The 24,907-nt window shown below is 69.5% G+C and carries 30 protein-coding genes; 20 read left to right on the top strand and 10 right to left on the bottom strand.

What is annotated here, in order from left to right:
* Window positions 1-41 precede the first annotated feature (41 nt).
* Together BMZ38_RS01490 and trxA are read right to left on the bottom strand one after the other, a co-directional pair.
* A complete protein-coding gene (locus BMZ38_RS01490) occupies window positions 42-500 on the bottom strand; it encodes a DUF4442 domain-containing protein (protein WP_091333262.1) in 459 nt (152 codons plus the stop codon).
* A gap of 83 nt (window positions 501-583) precedes the next feature.
* A complete protein-coding gene (trxA, locus tag BMZ38_RS01485; RefSeq protein WP_245747140.1) occupies window positions 584-1,447 on the bottom strand; it encodes a thioredoxin in 864 nt (287 codons plus the stop codon).
* Between the two features lie 186 nt (window positions 1,448-1,633).
* On the opposite strand from trxA, the gene BMZ38_RS01480 reads away from it, so the two are divergent.
* The 9 genes from BMZ38_RS01480 to BMZ38_RS01440 all read left to right on the top strand — a co-directional run bounded on the left by BMZ38_RS01480 (window position 1,634) and on the right by BMZ38_RS01440 (window position 10,832).
* Complete coding sequence (locus tag BMZ38_RS01480; RefSeq protein ID WP_091333260.1) at window positions 1,634-2,308, top strand: paraquat-inducible protein A; 675 nt, start codon at window positions 1,634-1,636, stop codon at window positions 2,306-2,308.
* On the top strand, window positions 2,305-2,925 hold the full coding sequence (locus tag BMZ38_RS01475) for a paraquat-inducible protein A (protein WP_091333257.1): 621 nt from the start codon (window positions 2,305-2,307) through the stop codon (window positions 2,923-2,925). Before BMZ38_RS01480 ends, BMZ38_RS01475 begins: the two co-directional genes overlap by 4 nt.
* Window positions 2,918-4,606 carry a PqiB family protein gene (locus BMZ38_RS01470; protein ID WP_091333254.1) on the top strand — a complete coding sequence of 563 codons (1,689 nt, stop codon included), beginning with the start codon at window positions 2,918-2,920 and terminating at the stop codon, window positions 4,604-4,606. Before BMZ38_RS01475 ends, BMZ38_RS01470 begins: the two co-directional genes overlap by 8 nt.
* Window positions 4,603-5,205: a PqiC family protein gene (locus tag BMZ38_RS01465; RefSeq protein ID WP_091333251.1), complete on the top strand. Its 603-nt coding sequence runs from the start codon at window positions 4,603-4,605 to the stop codon at window positions 5,203-5,205. The genes BMZ38_RS01470 and BMZ38_RS01465 overlap by 4 nt, the downstream gene beginning before the upstream one ends.
* 195 nt (window positions 5,206-5,400) lie before the next feature.
* On the top strand, window positions 5,401-8,148 hold the full coding sequence (leuS, locus tag BMZ38_RS01460) for a leucine--tRNA ligase (protein ID WP_091333248.1): 2,748 nt from the start codon (window positions 5,401-5,403) through the stop codon (window positions 8,146-8,148).
* A 4-nt stretch (window positions 8,149-8,152) separates the two neighbouring features.
* Window positions 8,153-8,683 carry an LPS-assembly lipoprotein LptE gene (locus BMZ38_RS01455; protein WP_091333245.1) on the top strand — a complete coding sequence of 177 codons (531 nt, stop codon included), beginning with the start codon at window positions 8,153-8,155 and terminating at the stop codon, window positions 8,681-8,683.
* 1 nt (window position 8,684) lies between these two features.
* Window positions 8,685-9,695, top strand: a complete 1,011-nt coding sequence (holA, locus tag BMZ38_RS01450; RefSeq protein WP_091333243.1) for a DNA polymerase III subunit delta — start codon at window positions 8,685-8,687, stop codon at window positions 9,693-9,695.
* A gap of 22 nt (window positions 9,696-9,717) precedes the next feature.
* The gene (gene nadD / locus BMZ38_RS01445; protein ID WP_091333240.1) at window positions 9,718-10,374 is read left to right on the top strand and encodes a nicotinate-nucleotide adenylyltransferase; all 657 of its coding nucleotides are present in this window, start codon (window positions 9,718-9,720) and stop codon (window positions 10,372-10,374) included.
* A 2-nt stretch (window positions 10,375-10,376) separates the two neighbouring features.
* On the top strand, window positions 10,377-10,832 hold the full coding sequence (locus tag BMZ38_RS01440) for a GNAT family N-acetyltransferase (protein WP_217638715.1): 456 nt from the start codon (window positions 10,377-10,379) through the stop codon (window positions 10,830-10,832).
* Between the two features lie 6 nt (window positions 10,833-10,838).
* On the opposite strand, the gene msrB is transcribed toward BMZ38_RS01440, so the two are convergent.
* Entirely contained in the window at window positions 10,839-11,444 is a 606-nt protein-coding gene (gene msrB, locus BMZ38_RS01435) for a peptide-methionine (R)-S-oxide reductase MsrB (protein ID WP_091333234.1), read from the bottom strand.
* Window positions 11,445-11,463: 19 nt separating this feature from the next.
* Window positions 11,464-13,182 carry a cytochrome c biogenesis protein DipZ gene (locus tag BMZ38_RS01430; protein WP_091333231.1) on the bottom strand — a complete coding sequence of 573 codons (1,719 nt, stop codon included), beginning with the start codon at window positions 13,180-13,182 and terminating at the stop codon, window positions 11,464-11,466.
* Window positions 13,183-13,482: 300 nt separating this feature from the next.
* Between BMZ38_RS01430 and BMZ38_RS01425 the strand changes: the two genes are divergently transcribed.
* The 6 genes from BMZ38_RS01425 (at window position 13,483) to rlmH (ending at window position 17,604) form a co-directional block, all read left to right on the top strand.
* Window positions 13,483-14,007 carry an RNA polymerase sigma factor gene (locus BMZ38_RS01425; protein ID WP_091334300.1) on the top strand — a complete coding sequence of 175 codons (525 nt, stop codon included), beginning with the start codon at window positions 13,483-13,485 and terminating at the stop codon, window positions 14,005-14,007.
* A gap of 4 nt (window positions 14,008-14,011) precedes the next feature.
* Complete coding sequence (locus BMZ38_RS01420) at window positions 14,012-14,680, top strand: NrsF family protein (protein WP_091333229.1); 669 nt, start codon at window positions 14,012-14,014, stop codon at window positions 14,678-14,680.
* A 46-nt stretch (window positions 14,681-14,726) separates the two neighbouring features.
* Complete coding sequence (locus tag BMZ38_RS01415) at window positions 14,727-15,338, top strand: HD domain-containing protein (protein ID WP_091333226.1); 612 nt, start codon at window positions 14,727-14,729, stop codon at window positions 15,336-15,338.
* A gap of 40 nt (window positions 15,339-15,378) precedes the next feature.
* The gene (locus tag BMZ38_RS01410; protein ID WP_091333223.1) at window positions 15,379-16,443 is read left to right on the top strand and encodes an NAD(P)H-dependent flavin oxidoreductase; all 1,065 of its coding nucleotides are present in this window, start codon (window positions 15,379-15,381) and stop codon (window positions 16,441-16,443) included.
* A 138-nt stretch (window positions 16,444-16,581) separates the two neighbouring features.
* Entirely contained in the window at window positions 16,582-16,926 is a 345-nt protein-coding gene (gene rsfS, locus BMZ38_RS01405; RefSeq protein WP_217638713.1) for a ribosome silencing factor, read from the top strand.
* Window positions 16,927-17,133: 207 nt separating this feature from the next.
* A complete protein-coding gene (rlmH, locus tag BMZ38_RS01400) occupies window positions 17,134-17,604 on the top strand; it encodes a 23S rRNA (pseudouridine(1915)-N(3))-methyltransferase RlmH (protein WP_091333220.1) in 471 nt (156 codons plus the stop codon).
* Between the two features lie 6 nt (window positions 17,605-17,610).
* On the opposite strand, the gene BMZ38_RS01395 is transcribed toward rlmH, so the two are convergent.
* Together BMZ38_RS01395 and BMZ38_RS01390 are read right to left on the bottom strand one after the other, a co-directional pair.
* Entirely contained in the window at window positions 17,611-18,126 is a 516-nt protein-coding gene (locus BMZ38_RS01395) for a hypothetical protein (RefSeq protein ID WP_091333218.1), read from the bottom strand.
* Window positions 18,127-18,270: 144 nt separating this feature from the next.
* Window positions 18,271-18,450, bottom strand: a complete 180-nt coding sequence (locus BMZ38_RS01390) for a CsbD family protein (protein ID WP_091333215.1) — start codon at window positions 18,448-18,450, stop codon at window positions 18,271-18,273.
* A 223-nt stretch (window positions 18,451-18,673) separates the two neighbouring features.
* Between BMZ38_RS01390 and BMZ38_RS01385 the strand changes: the two genes are divergently transcribed.
* On the top strand, window positions 18,674-19,876 hold the full coding sequence (locus tag BMZ38_RS01385; protein WP_091333213.1) for a zinc-dependent alcohol dehydrogenase: 1,203 nt from the start codon (window positions 18,674-18,676) through the stop codon (window positions 19,874-19,876).
* Between the two features lie 11 nt (window positions 19,877-19,887).
* Window positions 19,888-20,310 (top strand): hypothetical protein, encoded by a 423-nt coding sequence (locus tag BMZ38_RS01380; protein ID WP_091333211.1) that lies wholly within the window; start codon window positions 19,888-19,890, stop codon window positions 20,308-20,310.
* Between the two features lie 12 nt (window positions 20,311-20,322).
* Here the strand turns inward: BMZ38_RS01380 and BMZ38_RS01375 are convergent, their stop codons facing one another.
* Together BMZ38_RS01375 and BMZ38_RS01370 are read right to left on the bottom strand one after the other, a co-directional pair.
* Window positions 20,323-20,580: a hypothetical protein gene (locus BMZ38_RS01375; protein WP_175483644.1), complete on the bottom strand. Its 258-nt coding sequence runs from the start codon at window positions 20,578-20,580 to the stop codon at window positions 20,323-20,325.
* A gap of 64 nt (window positions 20,581-20,644) precedes the next feature.
* Window positions 20,645-21,169: a hemerythrin domain-containing protein gene (locus BMZ38_RS01370; RefSeq protein ID WP_091333209.1), complete on the bottom strand. Its 525-nt coding sequence runs from the start codon at window positions 21,167-21,169 to the stop codon at window positions 20,645-20,647.
* Between the two features lie 201 nt (window positions 21,170-21,370).
* On the opposite strand from BMZ38_RS01370, the gene BMZ38_RS01365 reads away from it, so the two are divergent.
* Together BMZ38_RS01365 and BMZ38_RS01360 are read left to right on the top strand one after the other, a co-directional pair.
* The gene (locus BMZ38_RS01365; protein ID WP_091333207.1) at window positions 21,371-21,628 is read left to right on the top strand and encodes a hypothetical protein; all 258 of its coding nucleotides are present in this window, start codon (window positions 21,371-21,373) and stop codon (window positions 21,626-21,628) included.
* 40 nt (window positions 21,629-21,668) lie between these two features.
* Window positions 21,669-23,438 (top strand): GGDEF domain-containing protein, encoded by a 1,770-nt coding sequence (locus tag BMZ38_RS01360; protein WP_175483643.1) that lies wholly within the window; start codon window positions 21,669-21,671, stop codon window positions 23,436-23,438.
* A 2-nt stretch (window positions 23,439-23,440) separates the two neighbouring features.
* Here the strand turns inward: BMZ38_RS01360 and BMZ38_RS01355 are convergent, their stop codons facing one another.
* Together BMZ38_RS01355 and BMZ38_RS01350 are read right to left on the bottom strand one after the other, a co-directional pair.
* Complete coding sequence (locus BMZ38_RS01355; protein ID WP_217638706.1) at window positions 23,441-23,944, bottom strand: Mut7-C RNAse domain-containing protein; 504 nt, start codon at window positions 23,942-23,944, stop codon at window positions 23,441-23,443.
* Between the two features lie 138 nt (window positions 23,945-24,082).
* Window positions 24,083-24,550: an NUDIX hydrolase gene (locus BMZ38_RS01350; RefSeq protein WP_217638705.1), complete on the bottom strand. Its 468-nt coding sequence runs from the start codon at window positions 24,548-24,550 to the stop codon at window positions 24,083-24,085.
* Window positions 24,551-24,628: 78 nt separating this feature from the next.
* Here BMZ38_RS01350 and BMZ38_RS01345 point away from each other — a divergent pair, with 78 nt between their 5' ends.
* Window positions 24,629-24,895, top strand: coding sequence for a DksA/TraR family C4-type zinc finger protein (locus tag BMZ38_RS01345; RefSeq protein ID WP_091333202.1), 267 nt, complete (start codon window positions 24,629-24,631; stop codon window positions 24,893-24,895).
* The last annotated feature ends 12 nt before the right edge of the window (window positions 24,896-24,907 follow it).

The following is a 24,907-nucleotide window of genomic DNA, read 5'->3' as shown; positions in this document are numbered from 1 at the left end:
CGGCTTCAGCCCACCGGTCTTCCCCGCGGCAGCGCGGCGGACTAGGCGTTCCGGGCCCTCGGCTTCAACCGCACGTAGAGCTGTTTGCGCACACGCGCGACCACTTCGCCGGAGGCGGTAACCACGTCGGTCTCGAACCAGCGCAGCACCTTGTCGCCGCCGGCGGCCGCCGTGCGCAGCTCATCGACCATCGCATCGGTCAGGTGGAAGGACGCATGAACGTCTTCACGGCCGGGCGCGACGAATTCGATCGCGCCGGCCTTGTCCCACACGTAGTAGTTGCTGCCCAGGCGGTGCATCGCCAGCAGCATCCAGAACGGATCGGTCATGGAAAACAGGTTGCCGCCGAACTGGCTACGCACGTAGTTGCGGTTCCACGGGCGCAGGCGCAACACCACGCGCGCTTCGGTCCAGTCCTCGGCCAGATGCAGCACGCGGATGCTGTTGCACAGGAACGGCGGCCACAGGTTGAGCAGGCGTCGGAAAGTGGAGGCGCGCATGGGGAAGGGGCTGGCGGCAAAGGCGTACTCTAGCGTACGCAGCCGTATGGATCGCCCCGGCCGGTACTCCCCCGAGTGCGGGCCTAGAACAGCAACGAAGCCATGCGGCGGCGGTAGTGGCCGACCAGTTCGGCATCGTCCAGCGTGGCGAAGGCGGCCAGCAGGCGCTTCTTCGCCGCACCGTCGTTCCAGTCGCGGGCTTTTTCCAGGATCGCCAGGAACTGGTCGAGGCCGGCCGCCGGATCGTCCTCCAGCAGCAGGCGCACGCCGAGCAGGTCGCGCGCGGACCAGTCGGCCGGGTCGGCCTGCACGCGCTGGCGCAGTTCGGGCATCGCAGGCGCGCCTTCCAGCGCGCGCGCCAGGTCCAGCTGGCTGCGCAGCCGCACGGCGCGCGCGTCGGTGGCCAGGTTGGCCGGCAGCGCATTGAGCTCGGCCTCGGCGGTGTCAGCCTGGCCATTGCGCATCAGGGCCAGCGCAAGGTCGAGCTTGAGGTCGGAACGCTCCGGGTTGGCGGCGATGTCCTGCTGCAGGCGGTTGATCGTCTGCGCGGGATCTTCCGCCTCGGCCGGCTCGGGCTCGACCTGGTCCTCGCCCTCCAGCGGCTGGACGTGGCGCGACAGGAACTCGCGCAACTCACCCTCCGGGAGTGCGCCGGCAAAGCCGTCGAGCAGTTGCCCGTCCTTCACCAGCATCACCGTGGGGATCGAGCGGATGCCGAACATTCCGGCCAGCTCCTGGTTCTTGTCCACGTCCACCTTGCCCAGGCGGAATGCGCCGTTGTACTCGGCGGCGAGCTTCTCCAGCATCGGCCCCAGCGTCTTGCACGGGCCGCACCAGGTTGCCCAGAAGTCCACCAGCACCGGCGTGGTCATCGAGGCGCGCAGCACCTCGGTCTCGAAGTTGGCTGTGTCGATGTCGAAGACGTGGGCTTGGGCGGCGGCGGTCACGTGAGCACTCCAGGATGGGATGGTCCGACATCAGGGCGTCGCCCAGCATATCAAGAGGGCGGCCCGCATCCTGTCAGATACGAGCATGCGCGTACTGCACACGCTCTCCTGCACTCCAGGCCTCCCTCGCGATGGATCATCCATCCCACATCCACTTTGCCACGTCCGATTTGCGAGAATGACCCGATGAGCACGCCGGAACATGGCCTCGCCAGCAAGCACACCACCGGCCAAGTCGCGGCCGCTTGGCTGCGTGCGTCCCCCGGCCCCTTGTTGATCTGCGAGCACTGCGACACGGTGCACCGCGGCCGCGCGCTGGCGCGCGGCGAGGAGATGTGCTGCGTGCGTTGCGGCGCGCTGCTGCAGCGATACCACGCGCTCGATGCGGGTGGCATGCTGGCGCTGGTGCTTACCGCGCTGCTGGTGTTCCTGATCGCCAACGTTTGGCCGGTGGTCACATTGGGTCTCGGCACGCAGCAGAGCAGCGCGACTTTGTGGGGCATGATCCTGCGAATGTGGTCACAGGGCTCGGAAGTGATCGCGGTGGTCGCGGCCGCGACACTGTTCTTCTTCCCGCTGAACAAGATGCTGATGCTCGGCTGGGTGCTGCTGTTCGCCCGCGACGGCCGGCGCGCGCCGGGTTTCGTCGCCATCATGCGCACGCTCTACCACCTGCAGCCGTGGACGATGACCGAGGTGTTCGTGCTGGGCGCGCTGGTGTCCATCGTCAAGGCGCGCGCGTATTTCGACGTGCAGGCGGACCCGGGCATCTGGGCCTATGGCGTACTGACTTTCCTGATCACCATCTTTTCGGGCATCGACCTGCGCCGGCTGTGGGACACCACGGAGCGGCGCGCATGAGCGGCGCGCCACGCGCGCACGAACTGGGCATCATCGGCTGCCACGTGTGCGGGCTGGTCTGCCGCGAACCGTCGGTGGACGACGCGGCCTGTCCGCGCTGCGGCGCGGCGCTGCACCGGCGCAAGCGCGACAGCATCCGACGCACCTGGGCGCTGCTCATTGCCGCGTTCATTCTCTACGTGCCGGCCAACGTGCTGCCGATCATGCGGACCGTGAGCCTGGGCGATATCGACGACAACACGATCATCAGCGGCGTGGTCGAGTTATGGGTGAAAGGCTCGCCCAGTCTCGCGGTGATCGTGTTCACCGCCTCGATCGTGGTGCCGATGACCAAGTTCCTGGTACTGGGCACCTTGCTGGTGACCACCCAGCGCGGCAGCAACTGGGCGCTGCGCCAACGCGCCAGGCTGTACCGCGCAGTGGAGTTCATCGGCTACTGGTCGATGCTGGACGTGTTCGTGGTGGCGCTGCTCACCGCGCTGGTGCGCTTCGGCTTCTTCAGCCAGGTGGAGCCCCTGACGGGCGTGGTGTTCTTTGGCCTGACCGTGATACTTACGATGTTTGCCTCGATGAGCTTCGACCCCCGCCTGATGTGGGATGGACCCGACCATGACTGATCAGACACCGCCGACGGGACAGCCACCTCCCGAGGAACTGCCCGAGCCGGTGGTTCGCACGCACCGCTTCAGCCTCTCGTTGATCTGGCTGGTGCCGGTGCTGGCTGCGCTGGTGGGCCTGTCGCTGGTGGTGCATGCCTGGCTGCAGGCCGGCCCGGAGATCACCCTCACTTTCCAGACGGCCGAGGGCCTGGAGGCGGGCAAGACACCGGTCAAATACAAGAACGTCGTGATCGGCAAGGTCACCAGCCTGGAGCTGTCCGACGACCGCGAGCGTGTGCGCGTGAAGGTGGCGCTCAACAAGAGCGCCGAGAGCTTTGCCACCAAGGGCACGCGGTACTGGGTGGTGCGCCCGCGCATCGGCCTGGGTGGCGTGTCGGGCGTGGATACGCTGCTCTCGGGCGCCTTCATCGGCGCCGACGTGGGCGATTCGAGGGAAGAGCAGTATGACTTCACCGGCCTGGAAACGCCTCCGGCGGTGCTGCACGGGGCGCCGGGCAAGAGTTTCGTGCTGCATACCGACGACCTGGGTTCGCTCGATACCGGATCGCCCGTCTACTACCGGCGTATCCAGGTCGGCCGGGTGTCGTCCTACACGCTGGACAAGGACGGCAAGGGCGTGTCCCTGCGCATCTTCGTCGACGGTCCGAACGACCGCTTCGTCACCCGCTCGACCCGCTTCTGGAACGCCAGCGGCGTGGACGTCTCGCTGGGGGCCAACGGGTTGAAGCTCAACACGCAGTCGCTGGCGACGGTGATCGCCGGCGGCGTGGCCTTCGAGGAACCGCGTGGCCCGCACGACGCCACACCCGCGGCCGAGGATGCCGACTTCACCCTGTTCAACGATCAGGCCACCGCGATGGCTCCGCCGGATGGCCCGCCGCGCTACGTCCGCATGCGCTTCAACCAGTCGCTGCGCGGGCTGGCGATGGACGCGCCGGTCGAATTCCTCGGCATCAACATCGGCAAGGTGGTGTCCATCAACATGGACTACGACGCGAAGGACACGCGCTTCCCGTTGAACGTGGGCGCCGTGATCTACCCGCAGCGGCTGGGCCATGCGTACGACAAGCTTGCCGCGCAGGCGGGCATGAAGGACGGCCGGGTCGACCTCGCGCGCATGTTCGGGCCGCTGGTCGCGCACGGCCTGCGCGCGCAGGCGCGCACCGGCAACCTGCTGACCGGGCAGCTCTACATCGCGCTGGACTTCGTGCCCAAGGCACCCAGGGCCACTTTCGATGCGGCCGCCACGCCGATCGAGCTGCCCACCGCGCCCGGCAGCTTCGACAAGCTGCAGGAGCAACTGGCCGATATCGTGACCAGGGTGCAGAAGGTTCCGTTCGACAGCATCGGCCGCAATCTGGACCACACGCTGGCGGACCTGGACCACACGCTCAAGCAGGTCAACGGTGGCGTGCTGCCGGAGCTCAAGGGCACGCTCAAGGGCGCGCAGCGCACGCTGGGCAGCGCCGACAACGCGCTGTCGGCGGATTCCCCACTGCAGCAGAACCTGGGCAGCACATTGCAGGAACTGCAGCGCATGGCGCGCTCGCTGCGCGCGCTGACCGATTACCTGGGCGTGCATCCGGAGGCGTTGATCCGCGGCCGGCCGGACGATCCGCCGCCGGCTCAATCCGGGCGCACCAACCCGCCGCCCTCTCGGCAAGGGAGCAAGCCATGATCCGCACGCGATACCTGCCGGCTGCCTCGCTGGTGCTGGCGCTGGCCTCCTGTGCGTCGCAACCGGCGCACTACTACACCCTGGTTCCGCCGGCGCAGGCCGGGCAGCCGGCACCGGCAGCGCCGTTCCAGTTCGAGCTGTTGCCGGTGGGCATCCCGGCCCAGGTCGACCAGCCGCAGCTGGTGATCCGCCAGGGCGGGCAGGGTGCCGTACCGCTGGGCGGCGAGCGCTGGATCGCGCCGCTGGCCGACGAAGTGCGCGGCGCGCTGTCGGCGGACCTCGCCCAGGCGCTGCACGCCCAGGACGCCACCGGTTTGCCGGGCGACGGCAAGTCGCGCCTGCGCATCAAGGTTGACCTGCGCCGTTTCGATTCGGCGCCGGGCGACTACGCACTGGTCGACGCGGCCTGGAGCGTGCGCCAACTGCAGGGCGACGCCATGCTTGCCTGCACCAGCCAGGTCCGCGAACCGGTCGGGCCCGGTTACGACGCGTTGGTCGAAGGCCACCAGCACGCTCTGGCCGCGCTCGCCGGGCAGATCGCGCAGGTCGCCCATGCCATCGCCGCCGGCCAGGCGCCCCCTTGTCCGGTAGCGCCATAGCCCATCCGGCGGGCAAGGGATGGGCTCCGCCCCATCAGCTGACTTGCCGAAGGACGCGGGACTGGAGTGCAGCATCGCCCAGCTGAGTCATCGACGGCCTCCGTCTTGGCTCCGGCCAGGCGCTGGGCTAGGCTGACGGGTTCATCGCCGCCGCAGCCGCGCTGGCCGCGCGAACCCCACAGCAGGCACTGGAACATGCAGGACTCCCACGAACAGGTTTCGAACGAACAGGGCTACCAGCCGCAGGCGGTGGAAGCCGCTGCGCAGCAGTACTGGAGCGCGCAGCGCGCCTACGAGGTGGTCGAGGATCCCTCGCGGCCCAAGTTCTACTGCCTGGCGATGCTGCCGTACCCCTCCGGCGCGCTGCACATGGGCCACGTGCGCAACTACACCATCGGCGACGTGATCAGCCGCTTCCAGCGCATGAACGGCAGGAACGTGCTGCAGCCGATGGGCTGGGACGCCTTCGGCCTGCCCGCCGAAAATGCCGCGATCAAGAACCGTACCGCGCCGGCGAAGTGGACCTACAGGAACATCGAGCACATGCGCGAGCAGTTGAAGCGCATGGGCTTCGCCTACGACTGGACGCGCGAGTTCGCCACCTGCACGCCGCAGTACTACCGCTGGGAACAGCTGATGTTCACGCGGTTGATGAAGAAGGGCCTGGCCTACCGCAAGAATGCCGTGGTGAACTGGGATCCGGTCGACCAGACGGTGCTGGCCAACGAGCAGGTGATCGACGGCCGCGGCTGGCGCTCCGGCGCGCTGGTGGAGAAGCGCGAGATCCCGCAGTGGTTCCTGAAGATCACCGACTACGCGCAGGAGCTGCTCGAGGGCCTGGACACGCTGCCGGGCTGGCCCGATGCGGTCAAGACCATGCAGCGCAACTGGATCGGTCGTTCCGAGGGCATGGAAATCCATTTCCCGGTCGAGGGCGAGGCCGAACCGCTGACGGTGTTCACCACCCGCCCCGACACGCTGATGGGCGTGTCGTTCGTCTCGATCGCCGGTGAGCATCCGCTGGCGCTCAAGGCCGCACAAGGCGACCAGCGGCTGGCCACGTTCCTGGAGGAACTCAAGCACGGCGGCGTGTCCGAGGCCGAGCTGGAGACCCAGGAAAAGCGCGGCATGGACACCGGCCTGCGCGCGATCCATCCGGTCACCGGCGAGCCGATTCCCGTGTGGGTGGCCAACTTCGTGCTGATGGGCTACGGCACCGGTGCCGTGATGGCGGTGCCCGGCCACGATCAGCGCGACTGGGAATTCGCGCAGAAGTATTCGCTGCCGATCCGCATGGTGATCGTCGACCGCGGCGTGGTCGATGCACTGGTCGAGATCGGCCACGACCTGAAGACCGGCGTGCGCGCCGATGCCATGCGCAACGCGCTGGAGGGTGCGCAGACCGACCCGGTCGCGACCTCGGCCGCGCTGGGCACGGTGCAGGAATTCGAGCGGCGCATCCAGCAGGACGCAGCCTTCACCGAGCGCGGGACGCTGGTGAACTCGGGCGACTATGACGGCATGGACTTCGCCCAGGCGTTCGAGGCACTCGCCGAACGGCTGGAGCGCGAGGGCAAGGGCCAGCGCCGCGTAAACTGGCGCCTGCGCGACTGGGGCGTAAGCCGCCAGCGCTACTGGGGCTGCCCGATCCCGGTGATCTATTGCGCCAGGTGCGGTGCCCTCCCGGTCCCGGAGGACCAGCTGCCGGTGGTGCTGCCCGAGGACGTCGAATTCTCCGGCGTGCAGTCGCCGATCAAGGCCGACCCCGAATGGCGCAAGTGCGCCTGTCCGCAGTGCGGCGGCCCGGCCGAGCGCGAAACCGACACCTTCGACACCTTCATGGAGTCCAGCTGGTACTACGCCCGCTACACCAGCCCGGGCGCCGATGCGATGGTGGATGGGCGCGCCAATTACTGGCTTCCGGTGGACCAGTACATCGGAGGCATCGAGCACGCGATCCTGCACCTGCTGTACTTCCGCTTCTATCACAAGCTGCTGCGCGACGCGGGCCTGGTGCACTCGGACGAGCCGGCCACCAACCTGCTATGCCAGGGCATGGTGATCGCCGAGACCTTCTACCGCGAGAACGCGGACGGCTCGAAGGACTGGATCAACCCGGCGGACGTCGAGATCGAACGTGACGAGCGCGCCCGCGTCGTCGGCGCGCGCCTGAAGTCGGATGGCCAGTCGGTGCAGATCGGCGGCATCGAGAAGATGTCCAAGTCCAAGAACAACGGCGTCGATCCGCAGGCGATGGTGGAGAAGTTTGGTGCCGACACGGTGCGCCTGTTTTCCATGTTCGCCGCGCCGCCGGAACAGTCGCTGGAGTGGAGCGAGGCCGGTGTCGAGGGCATGGCCCGCTTCCTGCGCCGCTTCTGGCGTGAGGTGGTCACGCATGCCGCGCAGCCGGACCATCCGGCGGTCGATCCGGCCCATCTGGACGCCGGCCAGAAGGCGCTGCGCCGGCAGCTGCACGAGACCATCCAGAAGGTCGGCGACGACCTCGGCCGCCGGCATGCCTTCAACACCGCCATCGCCGCGCTGATGGAACTGCTCAATGCGCTGGGCAAATTCACCGACATGAGCGAGCAGGGTCGTGCCGTGCGTCACGAGGCACTGGAGGCGATGGTGCTGCTGCTCAACCCGGTGGTGCCGCACGTCAGCCACGCGCTGTGGCAGGTGTTGGGGCATCCGGAAACGGTGCTCGAGAACGTGGCCTGGCCGCAGCCGGATCCGGCCGCGCTGGTGCGCGACTCGGTCACCCTGGCGGTGCAGGTAAATGGCAAGCTGCGCGCTACCATCGAGTTGCCGGCCAACGCTTCGAAGGAAGAGGCCGAGGCGGCGGCACGCGCGCACCCCAACGTGGCCGTGTTCCTGGAAGGACAGACCGTGCGCAAGGTGATCGTGGTGCCCGGCAAGATCGTCAACATCGTCGCAGGATGAGTCCATGAACCATCTGTCCCGAGTTTCGTTGCTGGTCGCCGTCCTCGCGCTGTCGGCATGCGGCTTCCACCTGCGCCAGAGCGCGGCGCTGCCCGCGTCGATGCAGCACGTGCACCTTTCCGTCAACGGCGGCGGCGAGCTGCAGCGCGACCTGGCCCGTGCGCTGGAGGACTCCGGCGTCACGCTGCAGGACGAAGGCGGTCCCGGCGTCGCGGAGCTGAAGGTCCCGGTGGCCGCGTTCGATACCGAGACGCTGAGCGTCAGCGGCGGTGCGCGCGTCACCGAGTACGCCGTGCGCTATCAGGTGCGCTTCGAGGTCGACGACAGCAACGGGCAGGCGCTGGTGCCCGAACAGCGCATCGACATGTCGCGCGACTTCAGCTACGACGCCACCAACACCATCGGTACCGAGGCGCAGGTGGATGAGATCCGCCGCAGCCTCAATGACGACATGGTGCAGGCGATCCTGTTCCGCCTGCAGGCCGCGGGCCGCCGCCAGACGGCGGAGCCAGCCGCGACGTCCAGCGCGGGCTGACATGTCCATGTCACCCGCCCAGTGGCACAAGGCGCTGGCCTCCGACCGCCTGGCGCCGGTGTACCTGCTCGCGGGCGAGGAACTGCTGGTGCTGGAGGCCGCCGATGCGCTGCGCGCGCGGGCGCGTGAACTCGGCTATGCCGAGCGCGAGGTGCTCGAGGCCGGCCAGCACTTCGACTGGGACGACCTGGCGCGCTCCGCCGCCGGCATGTCGCTGTTCGCCAGCCGCCGCCTGCTGGACCTGCGCCTGCCTACCGGCCGGCCGGGCGTGGAGGGCGCCAAGGCAATCGCCGCGTTCTGCGCCGACCCGCCACCGGACGTGACCCTGCTGATCACCGCGGTGGAGTGGAGCAACAAGCACGAGGGCGCGTGGACCAGGCAGGTCGATGCCGCCGGCGTGCTGGCGGTGTTCAATGCGCCCAAGCCGCAGGAGTGGGCCAGCTGGATCGGTGCGCGGCTTGCCTCGCGCGGCCTCGCCGCCACGCCTGACGCCGCCGCGCTGCTGGCCGAGCGCGTCGAAGGCAATCTGCTCGCCGCGGCGCAGGAGATCGACAAGCTCGTCGTGCTGCACGGCAGCGGCCGCATCGACGCGGCCGAGATGGAAAACCTGGTCGCCGATAGCGCCCGCTACGACGCGTTCAAGCTCACCGACGCCGCCTTCGCCGGCGACGGCGGCCGCGCGCTGCACATCCTGGCCGGCCTGCGTGGCGAAGGCGAGGACCTGATCCCGCTGATGGGCTGGCTGGTGAACCAGTTGCAGCTTGCCCTGCGCCTGGCCAACGCCCGCGATTTCGCCGCGCAGGCGCGCGCCGAGCGCCTGTGGCCGGCGCGCGAACAACTCTTCCGCAAGGCCCTGCGCCGCGCCCCGCGCGACCATTGGCTGGCCTGCCTGGCGCGCGCCTCGCGCATCGACCGCATGGCCAAGGGGCGCGAGTGGGGCGAGCCATGGCTGGAAGCGGAGCGGCTCATCGCCGCCATCGCCGAACCGCGCGCGGCCGCGGCGCTGGCATGAGCGCTTCGGGGGCAGGAACCGCATGCGCCCGCTAGCCGTCCTTGGGGGCACCTTCGACCCGGTCCACATCGCCCATCTGGCGGTGGCGTGGGAGGCGTCGGAACTGCTCGACGCCGAGGTGCGCCTGATGCCAGCCAGCATCCCGCCGCACCGGCCACCGCCCGTCGCCGATGCGACCAGCCGCGTGGCCATGCTGCGCGCCGCGTTGCGCGGCCAGGACCGGCTCGGCCTGGAAACCCGCGAGCTCGCGCGGGGCGGTCCTTCCTACACCGTCGACACCCTCGCCGAGCTGCGTGCGGAGGAGCGCAACCGGCCGCTCATCCTGCTGCTCGGCGCCGACGCCTTCACCGGCCTGCCGGGCTGGCACCGCTGGCGCGAGCTGTTCGAGGTCGCGCACCTGGGCGTGCTCTCCCGTCCGGGCATGACGCACGACTGGCCGGCGGAACTTGCTCGAGAGATGGCCACGCGGCAGGTGGGCGACCCGCGGCGGCTGCACGAGCAGCCAGCAGGAAAGGTGGTCGAGCTCATGGTGACGCCGCTGGAGATCTCCTCCACCCGCATCCGCGACCTGCTCGCCGCCGGGCGGGAGCCGCGCTTCCTACTTCCCGAGGCGCTGTTCCAGGACGCTGCGCTGCTGGCGCCCTACCGGCAGGACGCGCAGGCGGTACGGGCGCCGTGAACATGGCGGTCAGCGTGCGGGACGTGGCGCTGACCGATTACGACGCATGGTTGCCTCTGTGGCTCGGCTACAACGCCTTCTACGGTCGAGCGGGCACGACTGCGCTGCCTGGCCGAATCACCGCGACGACCTGGTCGCGCTTCTTCGACCCCCACGAACCGGTCCATGCGCTGGTGGCGGAAGCGGACGGCCAGTTGCTTGGCCTTGCGCACTACCTGTTCCATCGCAGCACCATCCGCGTCGAGCCCAGCTGCTATCTGCAGGACCTCTTTACGGTGCCTGCCGCACGCGGGCGCGGGGTGGGGCGCGCGCTGATCGAGACCGTTTACCAACGTGCCCGCGCGGCGGGCAGCCAGCGGGTGTACTGGCAGACGCACGAGGGCAACGCCACGGCCATGGCGCTGTACGACAAGCTGGCCGAGCGCTCCGGCTTCGTCGTCTACCGCAAGGACCTGTAGCTTCGCTCAGCCGACCCGGGGCACGAAGCGCAGCGCCACCGAATTCATGCAATAGCGTAGCCCGGTCGGCTCCGGCCCGTCGGTGAACACGTGGCCCAGGTGGCTGTCGCAGCCGGCGCAACTGACCGCGGTGCGGGTCCAGCCGAACATGCGGTCGGTGCTCTCGATGACGTTCTGTTTGGCGATCGGTTGCCAGAAGCTGGGCCAGCCGGTGCCGGAGTCGAATTCGGTGGCGGCGTCGTAGAGCGCGGTGTCGCACGCCAGGCAGCGGAACAGGCCGGGGACCGGCGGCTTTTCGTGCGCTCCGCTGAAGGCAAGCTCGGTGCCGTCGTGGCGCATGACCTGGTAGGACGCCGCGGGCAGGCGCTCGCGCCACTGGGCATCGGTGAGCACCAGCTTGCGCACGTGGCAGGGCCCCAGCCGGTGGCCATCGTCGGCGAAGCATTCGAGCAGCATGTCCTTGCCGTTCGCGGCCGACGGGGCCGGCGCCGAGCGTGCGGACAGGCGCGGAATGAGCACCCCGCCACCCACCGCGGCGAGCACGCCGCCGGTCAGCGCGGTGCCGAGGAAGCGCCGCCGTTCCATCGCGAAGATGTCGTTGGTACGTGACATGGGGAACCTCCCGGATCGTTCAGCCGAAGGTGAAGGCGTACGCGCGCACGCCCGGGTCGAGGAAGGTGATCCTGAACAGCCGCTCGCCCTGGCCGCGCTTCTGCCGCACGAGCTGGTACAGGCGCTGCTCGGTGACGGTGCCGTAGCCGTCCGCGTCGACGTCCATGCCGTGATCCGCGCCCGGCGGCTTGCCGTCGAGGGTGACGCGGAAGCGCACCGGCTTGCCGTCCGCGCCCGGGCCGAGCACCAGATGCAGGTCGCGGCCGCGGAAGCGATAGGCGATGCCACCGTTCGCACGGTCCAGCACGGCGTTTTCGGCATGCACGGTCCAGCGGCCGTCGAGCGACCACTGGCCGGGCAGCAGCGTGGCCGGCGCGCGGTAGTCCCAGGCGTCGTCATGGGCGACCTGACCTCCGGCGAAGTGCGCGCTGCGGGCATAGCCGACGTAGGTTTCCGGCGAGCGCATGTCGTCGCCCGAGCCGGCCGCCTGCGCACCCTTCGCGCCGGGCTGCACGTAGCCGCCGGGCAGGTCGCCATAGCCCGCCTCGGTGAGCAGCTGGCGGATGGTGTCCTCGCTCTGCGCGTAGTCGCCCTCGCCGAAATGGTGCGCGCGGATCTTTCCCTTCGCGTCGATGAAGTAGTGCGCCGGCCAATACTGGTTGTCGAAGCCCTGCCAGATGGCGTAGTCGTTGTCGAGCGCGACGGGGTAGCCCACGCCGAGCTCCTTCACCGCCTGAGCCACGTTCGACGGCTCCTTCTCGAAGGCGAACTCCGGCGCGTGCACGCCGATCACCACCAGGCCGTGGTCCTTGTACTTGTCGTACCAGCCGTGCACGTAGGGCAGCGAGCGCAGGCAGTTGATGCAGGAATAGGTCCAGAAGTCGACCAGCACTACCTTTCCGCGCAGCGCCTGGCGGGTGAGCGGCGGGGAATTGAACCAGCCGGTGGCGCCGGCCAGCGAGGGCATCTCGCCTTCGACCGGCAGCGGTGCACCGGTTGCGTGCACCGGCTCCGGCGCTGGCGACGGGCGAGTGGCATCAAGCAGCTTCTGCTCAAGGCCGCCGGTGTTGGCCAGGGCCACGCGGGTCAGCAGGCCGGTGTCCAGACCCAGCGCGATCGCCGCCACACCGACCAGCACCAGCATGCCGAGGGCGCGGCGCACCCATTCACCGGCGCCGAGCGAGCGCTTCATCAGGGCGAACACTTTCCCACCGATCAACAGCGCCAGCGCCAGCGAGGTGGCCGCGCCCGCGGCGTAGGTGAGCAGCAGCAGCGTGGTCTGCACGCTGGCGCCGTTGAGCGCGGCGCCGGTAAGCAGCAGCCCCAGGATCGGGCCCGCGCAGGGCGCCCACAACAGGCCGGTGGCTACGCCCAGGCCGGCGGCGGACCATGCCGAGCCTTCGCTGTCCGACCGCTGCGAGAGCCGGTTGCCCAGCGCGACGAACGGCCGCGTCAGCCATTCGGCGACGCGGGTCGAAAGCAGGGTGAGTCCGAGCAGCGCCAGCACCACCAGCGCGATCGCGCGGCCGTACTGGTTGGCGCGGATCGCCCAGCCGCCGCCGACCGCCGCCAGCGTGGCGACCAGCGCGAAGGTGAGCGCCATGCCCAGCAGCATCGGCAGGCCGTTGCGCGCGAACGGCCGGTCGGCACGGGCGAAGACGAACGGCAGCACCGGCAGGATGCACGGGCTGAGGATGGTCAGGACGCCGCCCAGGTAGGCAAGGATCAGCAGGAGCATGGGGTTGGATTCCACGGGAGTGTGGTGGGTATTCGGCGGGGTGGGGTGGGCGGTTACATCGTGGCGCGAACGGCCACCGTGCGGCGGACGGCCCACCGGCGATACGTTCTCGCATACGGCGTAACCCCGGCGCCGGATGCGGCGAATCCACCGCATGCCTCCAAGCTCGGCCCGATGCAGGACTTGACCGCCACCGCCTTCATGGTTCCAGATGCATGCTTCCCCCTCCGGGCGAGCATCGATCCGGCCGTGCCAGCCGACCGCGCCAACGAGACTCCCGAACGCCGCCGCGCGGCGTGGATGGCGGCCGCCCAGGCGGGCGACCGGCGCGCCTACGAGCGCGTGCTGGCCGATTCGGTGGGGTTGATACGCGCCGTCGCGCGTCGCCAGGGCGTCGGCCACGACCAGCTGGACGACGTGGTGCAGGAGACCCTGCTGACGATCCATCGCGTGCGCCACACCTACGATCCGGCCCGTTCCTATGACGCCTGGCTGGCGGCGCTGGCTGGCCGCCGCGCGATCGACGGCCTGCGTCGCAGCGGTCGGCAGGCGCACCGCGAGGTCAGCGACGAGGTGGCGGTGGCGCTGCATCCGGACGAGCAGGACGCCAGCGCCGAGAGCGAACGCGCACAGCAGGCGCGCCGCCTTCGCGCGGCGATCGACGAACTGCCGCCAGGCCAGCGCGAGGCGGTCGAACAGCTCGGGCTGAAGGAGCTGACGCTGGAGGAAGCCGCGTCACGGACCGGCCGCAGCACCGGCGCGCTCAAGGTGAACCTGCACCGCGCTTTGAAGGCCCTGCGCGGGCGCATCCACGGAGAGGACTAGAACGATGGCCGATCCGCACGCCCACGACCGCCTGATAGCCTCGCTAGGCGCCGAACTGGCGCCGGTGCGCCGGCTGCGCCCACCGTGGCTGCGCACGCTGGGCTGGCTGGTGGTGGTCGCCGTCTTCGCGGTGGCACTGTTCGCGCGTTACGGTACCGCGCCGATGCTTGCGCGCTGGGCCGGTGCGCCGGACCTGGGCTGGGCTGGCCTGGGCGCGGTGCTGACCGCGGTTGCCGCCGCCTGGGCCGCCTTCGCGCTGGCCGTTCCCGGGCGCCGGACCGCCTGGGCCTGGCTGCCGCTGGCGCCGGCGTTGCTGTGGATCGGTGCCAGCGGGCTGGGCTGCCTGCGCGGCTGGGTCGCACCGGCCACCCACGTGGCCAGCGCACCGGAGGCTGGCGACTGCCTGTTCTTCATCATCGCGTTCTCCGTGCCGCTCTCGGTGCTGCTGATCGCGCTGCTGCGCCGCGCCTGCCCGCTGCGGCCGGTGCTCACCGCAGTCATGGTCGGATTGGCCAGCGCAGCGGCCTCGGCCAGCCTGCTGGAGATCTGCCACGCCTTCGATGCGGCGGCCACCGACCTGGCGATGCATGCGCTCGCGGTGGGCATGGTGGTCGCGGCCAATGCCGCGCTGGGCGGGCGGCTGCTGTCCAGGGAATCGGGTCGCGCCACCTGAGACGCGCGGCCGGCAGGCTGGCCGCGTCCCACAGGGAGGCACCGCCATGCTCACCGAACGCTTCACCGCCGCCGTCGACTACGCGCGCGTCGCCCATGCGCACCAGTGCCGCAAGGGCACCGCCATTCCCTACATCGAGCACCTGCTGGGCGTGGCCAGCCTGGTGCTCGGGCACGGCGGCGACGAGGACCAGGCGATCGCCGGCCTGCTGCACGACGTGCTGGAGGACTGCGGCGAGGCGCACGCCGCGGTGATCGGCGACCGTTTCGGCGCACGGGTACTGGCCATCGTGCGCGGCTGCACCGACGGTAGTGCCGAAGGCAAGGCCGCAGTAGCCGATGCCGACGCCCGCCGCCGCGACTGGCTCCGGCGCAAGCAGGCCTACCTCGCACACCTCGCCCACGCGTCGGACGACATGCTGCTGGTTTCCGGCTGCGACAAGCTGCACAACGCGCGGGCGATCGTCGCTGACCTCGGGCGCCCCGGCGTCGGCCGCGGCGTGTTCGACCGTTTCACCGGCGGGCGTGACGGCACGCTGACCTACTACCGCCTGCTTGCCGACCTCTTCATCCAGCGCGGCGCGGCCATGGCAGGCGCACTGGAACGGGAGGTCGAGCGCATGGCCGTGCTGGCTGGCGAGCCGTCGCGCGCGGCCTGATCCGGCGCGACAATGGCGTGTCGCCGCCGAGGAGTCCGCCGTGTCCGCCTTCCTTCGCTCGCTGGGTGTCCGGCATCCGCTGATCCAGGCGCCGATGTCCGGCTCCAACACGCCTGCGCTGGTGTCCGCGGTGAGTGCCGCCGGCGCGCTGGGATCGCTCGGCGCGGGCTACCTCGAACCGCAGTCGTTGCTCGACCAGGCCGCGCAGATCCGCGCAGCCACCAACCAGCCGTTTGCCCTCAACCTTTTCGTGCTGCCTGACGATTTCGTCGTGGACGAGGCACAAGTGGACGCCATCCGCCGGCGGCTCGATGCGTTGATGGAAAGCGAGGGCCTGGCCGTGCGCACGGAGCGTCCGGCACGCTGGGCGCCGCGCTTCTCCGACCAGCTCGCCGCGCTGCGCGAGGCTCGCCCGGCGGTGGCGAGTTTCGCCTTCGACCTGCTTGACCACACGCAGGTGCGCGAACTGCAGGCGCGCGGCATCCGCGTGGTCGGCACCGCCACCAGCGTGGCCGAGGCACGCGCCTGGGCCGCGCGCGGCGCCGATGCGGTAAGCGTGCAGGGTGCCGAGGCCGGCGGCCATCGGGGCACCTTCCTGCATGCGCCGGAGGAGGCGATGGTCGGCCTGTTCGCATTGGTGCCGCTCGCCGTGGCGGCGGTGGACGTCCCGGTGATCGCCGCCGGCGGCATCATGGATGGACGCGGCATGGTCGCCGCCGAAGTGCTGGGCGCCGACGCCAGCCAACTCGGCACCGCCTTCCTCGCCTGCCCGGAGTCGGCCGCCGCCGAGGCCTGGAAGCGCGACCTGCTGCAGGCGCAGGACCATCGCGTCGGCACGATCTACAGCTTCTCCGGCCGTGCCGCGCGAGGCCTGCGCAACCGCTTCGTGGAGGCCATGCAGCCGTTCGCCGGCGAGCTGCCGCCGTATCCCGTCCTCAACGCGCTGACCGCGCCCCTGCGGCGGGCTGCCGCCGCGGCCGGGCGCGGCGACCTGCTTTCCGAATGGTGCGGCCAGGCGGCCGCGCTCGTGCGCCCGATGCCCGCCGCCGAGCTGGTCCGCGTGCTGATGGAAGAGTACGCCGCCGCCCGCTGCACGGCCGCTTGACGTGCCATTGAGCGCCGCCGGGTATACTTGCCTTGCGCCATTCCGCGCCCCACGCACGCCCCGAGGCACCCGAACTTGAGCAAGTCTTCCCGCAGCCAGCCGTCCGTCGCCGCCACGAAAGCGGCCGATGCCACCAACCTGCGCACGCACGTGATCGATGCGCTGGAAGAGCTCAAGGCCAAGGACATCCGCGAGATCGACGTCCGCGGCAAAACCTCCATCGCCGACCTGCTGGTAATCGCCTCGGGCACCTCGGCGCGTCACGTCAAATCGATTGCCGACGAAGTGGTCAAGTTCGCCAAGAAGGCGGGGGTGATGCCGCTGGGCGTCGAGGGCGAGCAGGAGGCCGAATGGGTGCTGGTCGACCTGGGCGACGTGATCGTGCACGTCATGCTGCCGCGCATCCGCGAGTTCTACGGCCTGGAGCGGTTGTGGACGGTCGGCGACCGCGAGCCGGGGATGGATGCGGCCAGCGTCGGCTGACGCGTTGGCTCGCTCTGCCCTGTGGAGAGGGGCTGCTCTTGCGATTCACTTGCTGCGAAACGCGTGCCGTTCTTCAGGGTGTCCTTCCGATGACCATTCCAGCGAGCCCCGGCCCCTCACCTCGATCCTCTCTCCCATTTCTGGCCAAGAATGGGGCAGAGGAGGCGAACGTGGCGCCGCGCGCCGCTTCGTTCAATTGAAGCGGGCATGCGGGCCCGCTTGCTTGCCATCGGCGAACGCATGCCCGGCTGGGTAGCCGAGGGATTCGCCGAATACCGCAAACGCCTCTCGCACGATCTCCCGCTGGAACTGGTCGAGCTCAAGCCCGGCGTCCGCGGCAAAGGCCGCGACGACGCCCGCGCCATGCACGACGAAGGCCAGGCGATTCTCGCGGCGCTGCCTCGCGACACGCACGTGATCGCCCTCGATGGCCGCGGCAAGACCTGGTCCAGCGAGGAGCTGGCGGCCCAGCTGGCGAACTGGCGCATGGCCGGGCGCGACCTGGCGTTCCTGATCGGCGGCCCGGACGGCCACGCGCCCGAAGTGCTGGCGCGCGCCGACCAGCGCTGGTCGCTCGGCCCCCTCACGCTGCCGCACATGCTGGTGCGGCTGGTGCTGGCCGAACAGCTCTACCGCGCCAGCACGCTGCTGGCCGGTCATCCCTACCATCGGGCCTGAACGCCGCTATGTGGCACCGGCCAGTTGCGGCACCTCGGGATGCGCGTGCAGCGGCAGGTGCCTGGCACCCGTGGCAAGCAGCGCCGGGCAAGCGGCGCTGAGGGAATCGCGAGAGGCGTCGATGACGACCAGGATGCGGCCTTCGTCGATCTCGCGCTTGAATTTGCGGTGGACCACGTCGGGCACGTCGGTGCCCACCAGCGCGCCCGTCCAACAGCCGACCGCCGCGCCCGCCAGTGCGATCGCGGCGGCCCCGGCCAGGGTCACGCCCAGCGGGGGCACCGCGATCGCGACCAGGCCCAGCAGCACGCCCGTGCCGCCGCCGCAGACGGCACCGCGGGCAGCCGCTGGATAGAAGTCGGTGCGACCAGTCATCAGGTGGTCGCGAATCTGTTGCAGTTCGATGTCCTCGCGGGCGATCAGCGAGATATCGTCGTCGGGAATGCCGGCCTGGCGCGCGGCGCTCATCAGGGCACGCGCGGTGGTGAGGTCGGGAGTGCTGAATACGCAGCGGGTCTTCATGGCGCTTCCCCGGTAGAAGGCCCCGGTCGGTATGGCCGGCGGCCATGCCGTATGTTTCGCGCGCGCCGGTGATGGTTGCGTGGGTCGCGTGTCATGCAGGGCCGCCCGCGGCCCTGGCCGGGCGCGGGCGACGGGTTGGGGCCTTCAGTCGTCCAGGTCCTCGATCTCGTCCTGGGCCTGGCCCACGTTCTTCTGCACCTTGCCGGCGTTCTTTTCGACGTTGCCGGCCACTTCCTTGGAGGTGTTGCCGGTCAGCTTGCCTACGCCTTCCTTCACGGCGCCCTTGACCTGGTGCTCGGTGCCTTCGATGCGGTTGTCGTTCATGGGTGTCTCCTCCTCGCCTGCCGGGTGCAGGCAGGTCCTGTATAGGCTGGGACGTGTTCAGCACGGGTGAGGGCGGTGCAAGCATTTCGCAGCCGTTGCCTGCCTGCCGGCCAGGCAGGCACACGCGCGGTGCAGCTGAAAATCTTGCGTGGCCTTTTCCCGCACTGACGACATGGACGCGGTTAGCTTCCCGCACATCGTGTGCGCGCACCGGAGGACGACCATGCTTGCCACCACTTATCGCCGGCCCTACCGGGTGCGCGCCGCCCACGTACCCGAGCCGGCGATCGAACATCCGGACGACGCCATCGTGCGGGTGACGCGCGCCTGCATCTGCGGCTCGGACCTGCACCTCTACCACGGTCTGGTGCCGGACACGCGGGTCGGCTCGATCTTCGGCCACGAGTTCACCGGCGTGGTCGAGGAGGTCGGCCCGAACGTGCGCAACCTGAAGGTCGGCGACCACGTGCTGGTGCCGTTCAACGTGTTCTGCGGCACCTGCGCCTCGTGCTCGCACGAGCTCTACGGCAACTGCGAGAACGTCAACCCTGAAGCCACCTCGATCGGCGGCGCCTACGGCTACTCGCACAGCGCCGGCGGCTACAACGGAGGCCAGGCCGAGTACGTGCGCGTGCCCTTCGCCGACATCGGTCCCACCGTGATCCCGCCGGACATCCATGTCGAGGACGCGGTGCTGCTCACCGACGTGGTGCCCACCGGCTACCAGGCCGCCGAGATGGGCGACATCCACGAGAACGATACCGTGGTGGTGTTCGGCGCCGGTCCGATCGGACTGATGGCCGCGCGCTGCGCCTGGCTGATGGGTGCGGGCAGGGTGATCGTGGTCGACCAGGTCGACTATCGCCTGGACTTCGCGCGGCGCTTTGCCCAGGCCGAGACGGTCGACTTCCGCGAAGTGGAAGACATGGCCCTGCACATCAAGAAGATGACCGATTGGCAGGGTGCCGATGTCTGCATCGATGCAGTCGGCTGCGAGGCCGACGGCAACTTCATGCAGACGCTCACCGGCGTGAAGCTCAAGCTGCAGGCCGGCGCTGCCACGGCGCTGCATTGGGCGATCAACTCGGTGCGCCGCGGCGGCAACGTTTCGATCGTGGGCGTCTACGGACCCACCTTTAACGCCGTGCCGATCGGCAGCGCGATGAACAAGGGCCTGACGCTGCGCATGAACCAGGCCAGCGTGAAGCGCCACCTGCCGCACCTGATCGAACACATCCGCGCCGGCCGGCTCAAGCCGCGCGAGCTGATCACCCACCGCGTCCCGCTGGAGGAGGTCGACGAGGCCTACCACCGCTTCTCGGCCAAGCAGGACGGCTGCATCAAGACCGTGCTGATCCCGCCGCGCGCCGGCCGCATCGACACGCCCACGCCGGTCGGCCGCCCGGCATCCAGCAACCTGCATTGAAGGCCAGACCCATGAACCAGGCGACCGACCACTCGCACATTCCCGACTGGGGCGTAGACCTCGACCCCGCCAGGCGTCCGGCCGTGCCGATGGAACGCACGCCACCGCGGCTGGAGGGTGTGCACTGGGACCGCCCCGCGCAGCAGCCGCATACGGTGGAAGTGCTGCACTCCATCGAGCGGCCCGGCATCACGCCGGTCTTCGGCACCAGCGTGCCACCCAGCGGCCTGAGCGGCTGGATCCGCCGGCGCGCGTTCCGGCGCAGCGAGAGCGACCTGCGCCACTGGATGCTCCTGCTGCTGGCCGACCGCGTGAACGTGGCCGAGGGGCTGGTGGAAGACGTGCAGCGCTCGCCCCGTGCTCGCGCGGCCGCGTTCGGAGTGGCGGGCGCGGCACTGGCGGTGTGGATGCTGCGGCGCCGTCGCCGGGCCTGATGCGGCACGCCCTCAAGCGGCGCGGTCCGTCGCGGGCCCGTCGTCGTTCTTCAACACCCCGCGGAGGTTGGAGATGAACAGCCCGGCCTGCAGACCGATCAGCGCCCAGGCGTGGTCATGCCAACCCCAGGCCACCCACAACACGTTGCTGAGCACGAAGCACCAGAAGCCCCAGGTGCGCCTGCGCCGGGAGAGCGAACCCACCAGCCAGGCGGCGACCAGGGTGATCGCCATGGCCGGCCACTGCAGGGCGTCGATCAGCCCGCTCACCGGGTCTCATTCCCGCCGTGGCCAGACGAGCAGGCGCTGCGCAGGTAGGAGCAGGTGTCGCCGCTCAGGCCGGCGAACCCGGATTGCGCATGAAGGCCATCGCCGCGGTCTTGACCTTGGCGTAGCTGGTAATGGCGTCGGCTCCCGAGGAATCCTTCCAACTGGCGTACTTGCGGTCGAAGTCGGCCAGCTCCTCGGCGCTGAACAGCTGCCGCGCGGCATCGAACATCTTGGTTTCTTCCTCGTGCGCGTGGTGCTTGACCAGCTCGCCGCAGACCTGCACGGAGCCGGCGAACTGCCGCGAATCCACGTCGGCGGCGTGAATGTCCGGAAGCACTGCCAGCTCGACTGCGCGATGTTCCTGGATCGCCTCGGCATAGATCAGCTTCTGGTCGTGGTTCGCGCGATCCTCGAAGGCCGGGTAGAAGACCGTCTCTTCCCATTTCGCGTGCGGAATCAGCACGGCCTCGATCCGCTTGAGCAGGTCGTGGCGCGCGTCGGTTTCGGGATCAGCGGTCTTGTTGATCTGCGCGAACAGTTCGCGCAGGCGGTCGTGTTCGCTCTCGAGCGTGTCGAGGATGTTGGGCATGGTCGGAGCTCCGGATTACGAGGGCCGATTGCATAGCCTGGCGCGTCTGGCGGCCGTGAATCGATCTCGAAGGTGGTGGCTGCCGGGGCGGTGGCTTTCCGCCGCGGCATTGGCCATTATGGGCAGGCGGTTGCCAGGGGGGCGCCGTAAGGGGTAGCTGGACAGGGTATCTCGGGCCATCGGCGGCCCATCGGGGGAAGTATGGATGCGATCGAATTTCTTGAGCGCGTGGGCTCGGACGCCAGCGTTTTCCACGGCGCCGAAGACGCGCTGCAAGCAGCTGGCGCGAACCTGGTTCCCGGCCTGGCGTCCGCTTTGGCCGCCCGCGATGTCGAGGCGGTGCAGCGCCTGCTTGGACGGGCCCTGCTGATCTGCGTGCAGATCCCGGGCGAGGAAGAAGAGGCACCCGATGAGGACGAGGGCGACGCCGACGAGCGCCAGCCCGAACTGCAACGCTGACGACCGGCACCGTCGGTCGGCACCGCTCGCTACCACGTCCATGCACACGAGGCCCTTCCTCCTGGCGATGGGTGGCCTGCTGCTTTCGGCCGCTCTGGCAGGTCCCGTGCGTGCCCAGCCGCCAGCCGCGGCACACGATCCGGAGGCGCTGCTCGAGCTGGCCGACGGCATCAAGACCACCGACAACGCGCGCTTCGTCCGCCTGCTCGACCAGCTCGACCAGGGTGCCTCCCGTTTGCCGACCGAGCAGCTGTGGTACCTGCGTTACCTGCAGGCCTGGGAAGCCGCCTGGATCGGCGACTATCCCAAGGCAACCACCCTGGCGATGGCCGTTGCCGACCAGGCCGGCGACATCACGCTGCGTGCCCGGGCGGGTGCCACCTCGGTCAACATGTTGGGACTGGGACACCGCTACACCGAAGCGTTCGTCCGCCTCGACCAGTTGCTCAGGCTGCTGCCCGGGGTGACCGACCGGCAGGCGCGATACCAGGTCGAATCGGAGGCGGCACAGCTGTATGGCGGCACGGGCCAGTACGACCTCGCCGCCGACTACGCCAACCGCATGACCAAGGAATTGTCCTCCGCGGCTGCGCAGTGCAAAGCGAACTATTTCGTGCTCCACGCGGCTTACCACCTGGGCAAGCTGGCGGCGCCGGAGCAGGATTTCCGTGCCGGCATCGAACGGTGCACGAAGACGGGCGAAAGGCTGTTCGCCAACGTGATCCGTGGCGACCTGGCCGAGTACTACCTGAGCCAGGGGCGCGCCGGGGACACGATCCGGCTGCTGGAAGCCAACTACCAGGGCGTCAAGCTCGACCGCTACCGTGATCTGATCTCCCAGTTCGACGCCCAGCTGGCGCAGGCCTACGACCTCGCCGGGAACACCGGCCGGGCCAGGCAGTACGCTCTGGCGGCGCTGGAGTCGAGCATCAGCGGCGAGTACACCAGGCCGCTGGTGGACGCCTACCGGCTGTTGTACCGGATCGAGCAGAAGGCCGGCCACTACCAGGCTGCACTGGCATTCCTGGAGAAATACATGGCGGCCGACAAGGCCTATCTGGACGACGTCAGCGCCAAGGCGCTCGCCTACCAGATGGTCAAGCAAGAGGTGCGGGCGAAGAAGGCCGACTTCGACGCGCTGGCACGCAAGAACCAGATCCTCCAGTTGCAACAGGCGCTGGATCGCAAGGCCGTGGAGGCCAGCCGGCTGTACATCGCCGTGCTCGCGCTCGGGCTGCTGGTGATCGGGCTGTGGCTGCTGCGTCTGAAGCGCTCGCAACTGCAGTTCATGCGCATGGCCCAATGCGACAGCCTGACCGGCATCTACAACCGCAAGCACTTCATGAGCGAGGCCGAGCACGCGCTGTACCACGCAGCGCGATCCGCGCGCAGTGGTTGCCTGCTGTTGATCGACCTGGACCATTTCAAGCTGACCAACGACACCTACGGCCATGCCATGGGCGACCAGGTGCTGCGGCGCGCGGTGATGGCATGCCAGGAATTCGTCCGCCCCAGCGACGTGTTCGGCCGCCTCGGCGGCGAGGAGTTCGGTGTGTTGTTGCCCGATTGCGGGCTGGACAGCGGCATCGAGCGCGCCGAGTCGATCCGGCGTGCGATCGCCGCGCTGAGCGAACGGGAAGATCCCGGCATCCCGGTGTCGGCCAGCTTCGGCGTGGCGTGGACGGACGAGTCCGGCTATGACCTGCGCCAGCTGCTGATGGATGCCGACCACGCGCTCTATCGCGCCAAGCGGGCCGGCCGCAACTGCGTGGTGGCCGGCAAGCAGGGTGAAGGGGTCGTGGTCGCCTGACCTCAGCCGGGCGGGGAGGTGGAGCGGGCAAGTGCGTGCCATTGCTGCAGCCGTGACTGCATGCGACGCACGTGGCTGCCGGGCCAGTAGAGGCGGCCGCACAGGGGACAGGCACGGAACGGTCCCGGCAGGCCACGGGCGCGAGGTGGCACGCGTTGGCGTTCCTGCTCGGTGGCCTCGTGCAGGGGCGTGTTGTCGAGCAGGCAGCGGCTGAACGGAGCGCGCGTCCAGTCGATGCCGAGCGCCGCGGTCAGCTCCACCGCCTGAGCATCGAGCCTGTCTGCGGCCAGCAGCCTCGCGTGGACGCACACACCGGCGTGCGCAGCCAGGTGACGGTCGCGCGTGAGCACGATTCGCGATTGCGCACGACAGGTATCCAGCACTGCCCGGTCCGTCGCGCTGGCCGGTGCCAGTGACGTGTCGTAGCCCGCCGCGCGCAGCCATCGGGCGAGACTGGCCAGCATGGCATCGCAGAACAGCAGCGGCATTTGCGTCGTGGCAGGCATGGGTGCCATTCAAACCGCGTTCCGGCCCAGGCCACGTGATCCGGCAGGGCCACCTTGCCCGGGCTTGCGTGACCGGCGAAGTGCGGGCGAAAGAGGCCGCCTCGCGACCGGGCCGACGCTCCAAAGCGCCGTGCCCGCTCACCATCCTCGCGCCAGGCCTTCCTCCAGCCGATCAAGCCACTGCGCCTGGCTTGCCAGGATCTTTGCCCGTGCCTGCGCCGGCGCGAACCATGCTACCCGGTCGATCTCGGGGAAGGATGCGCGGCGCCCGCTGTGCGGCGGCCACTCCAGTTCGAAGGTGTTGCTGCGCAGTGCGACCGGATCGAAATCGCCTTCCATCGCAAACGCCTCGACCCATTTGCCTCCACGCTGGCGCAGGCGCCCGAGCGGGTGCACCGGGCCTGGCGCTGGTGCGCCGAGTTCTTCCTCGAACTCGCGCCGCGCTGCCGTCTCGGCCTCCTCGCCGGGCAGCAGTTCGCCCTTGGGCAGCATCCATGCGCCCTCGTCGCGACGGCGCCAGAACGGCCCGCCCGGATGGGCGAGCAGTACCTGCAGGCCGGTGGCATGCAGGCGATACATCAGGATGCCGGCGCTGGTGATCGGCACGTCTCCTCCGCTGGCACCGAGCCTGCGTTCACTCCGCTCACGGTAGCATCGGTCTCCCGACGATTTCCGGAGACTGCCATGGCCATCGGTTGGGCCGGCGACGGCGCCGTACAGGACCAGATCGACGCGACCGTGAAGGACGCCATCAAGCGCGCGCGCAGCAAGCTGCCGCAGGGGCCGAGCCTGAGCCACTGCGAAGAGTGCGATGCACCGATTCCCGAGGCGCGCCGCAAGGCCGTGCCTGGCGTACGCCTGTGCGTGGCCTGCCAGGAGGCGCAGGACAAGGAGCAGCGCGCAATCAGCGGCTACAACCGCCGCGGCAGCAAGGACAGCCAGCTGCGCTAGGAGTGGCCACCG

The sequence above is a fragment of the Frateuria terrea genome (assembly GCF_900115705.1).
Taxonomy (GTDB): Bacteria; Pseudomonadota; Gammaproteobacteria; order Xanthomonadales; family Rhodanobacteraceae; genus Frateuria_A; species Frateuria_A terrea.
The sequence above is the reverse complement of the archived record's forward strand: the minus strand, read 5'-3'. Positions and strand labels throughout refer to the sequence as shown.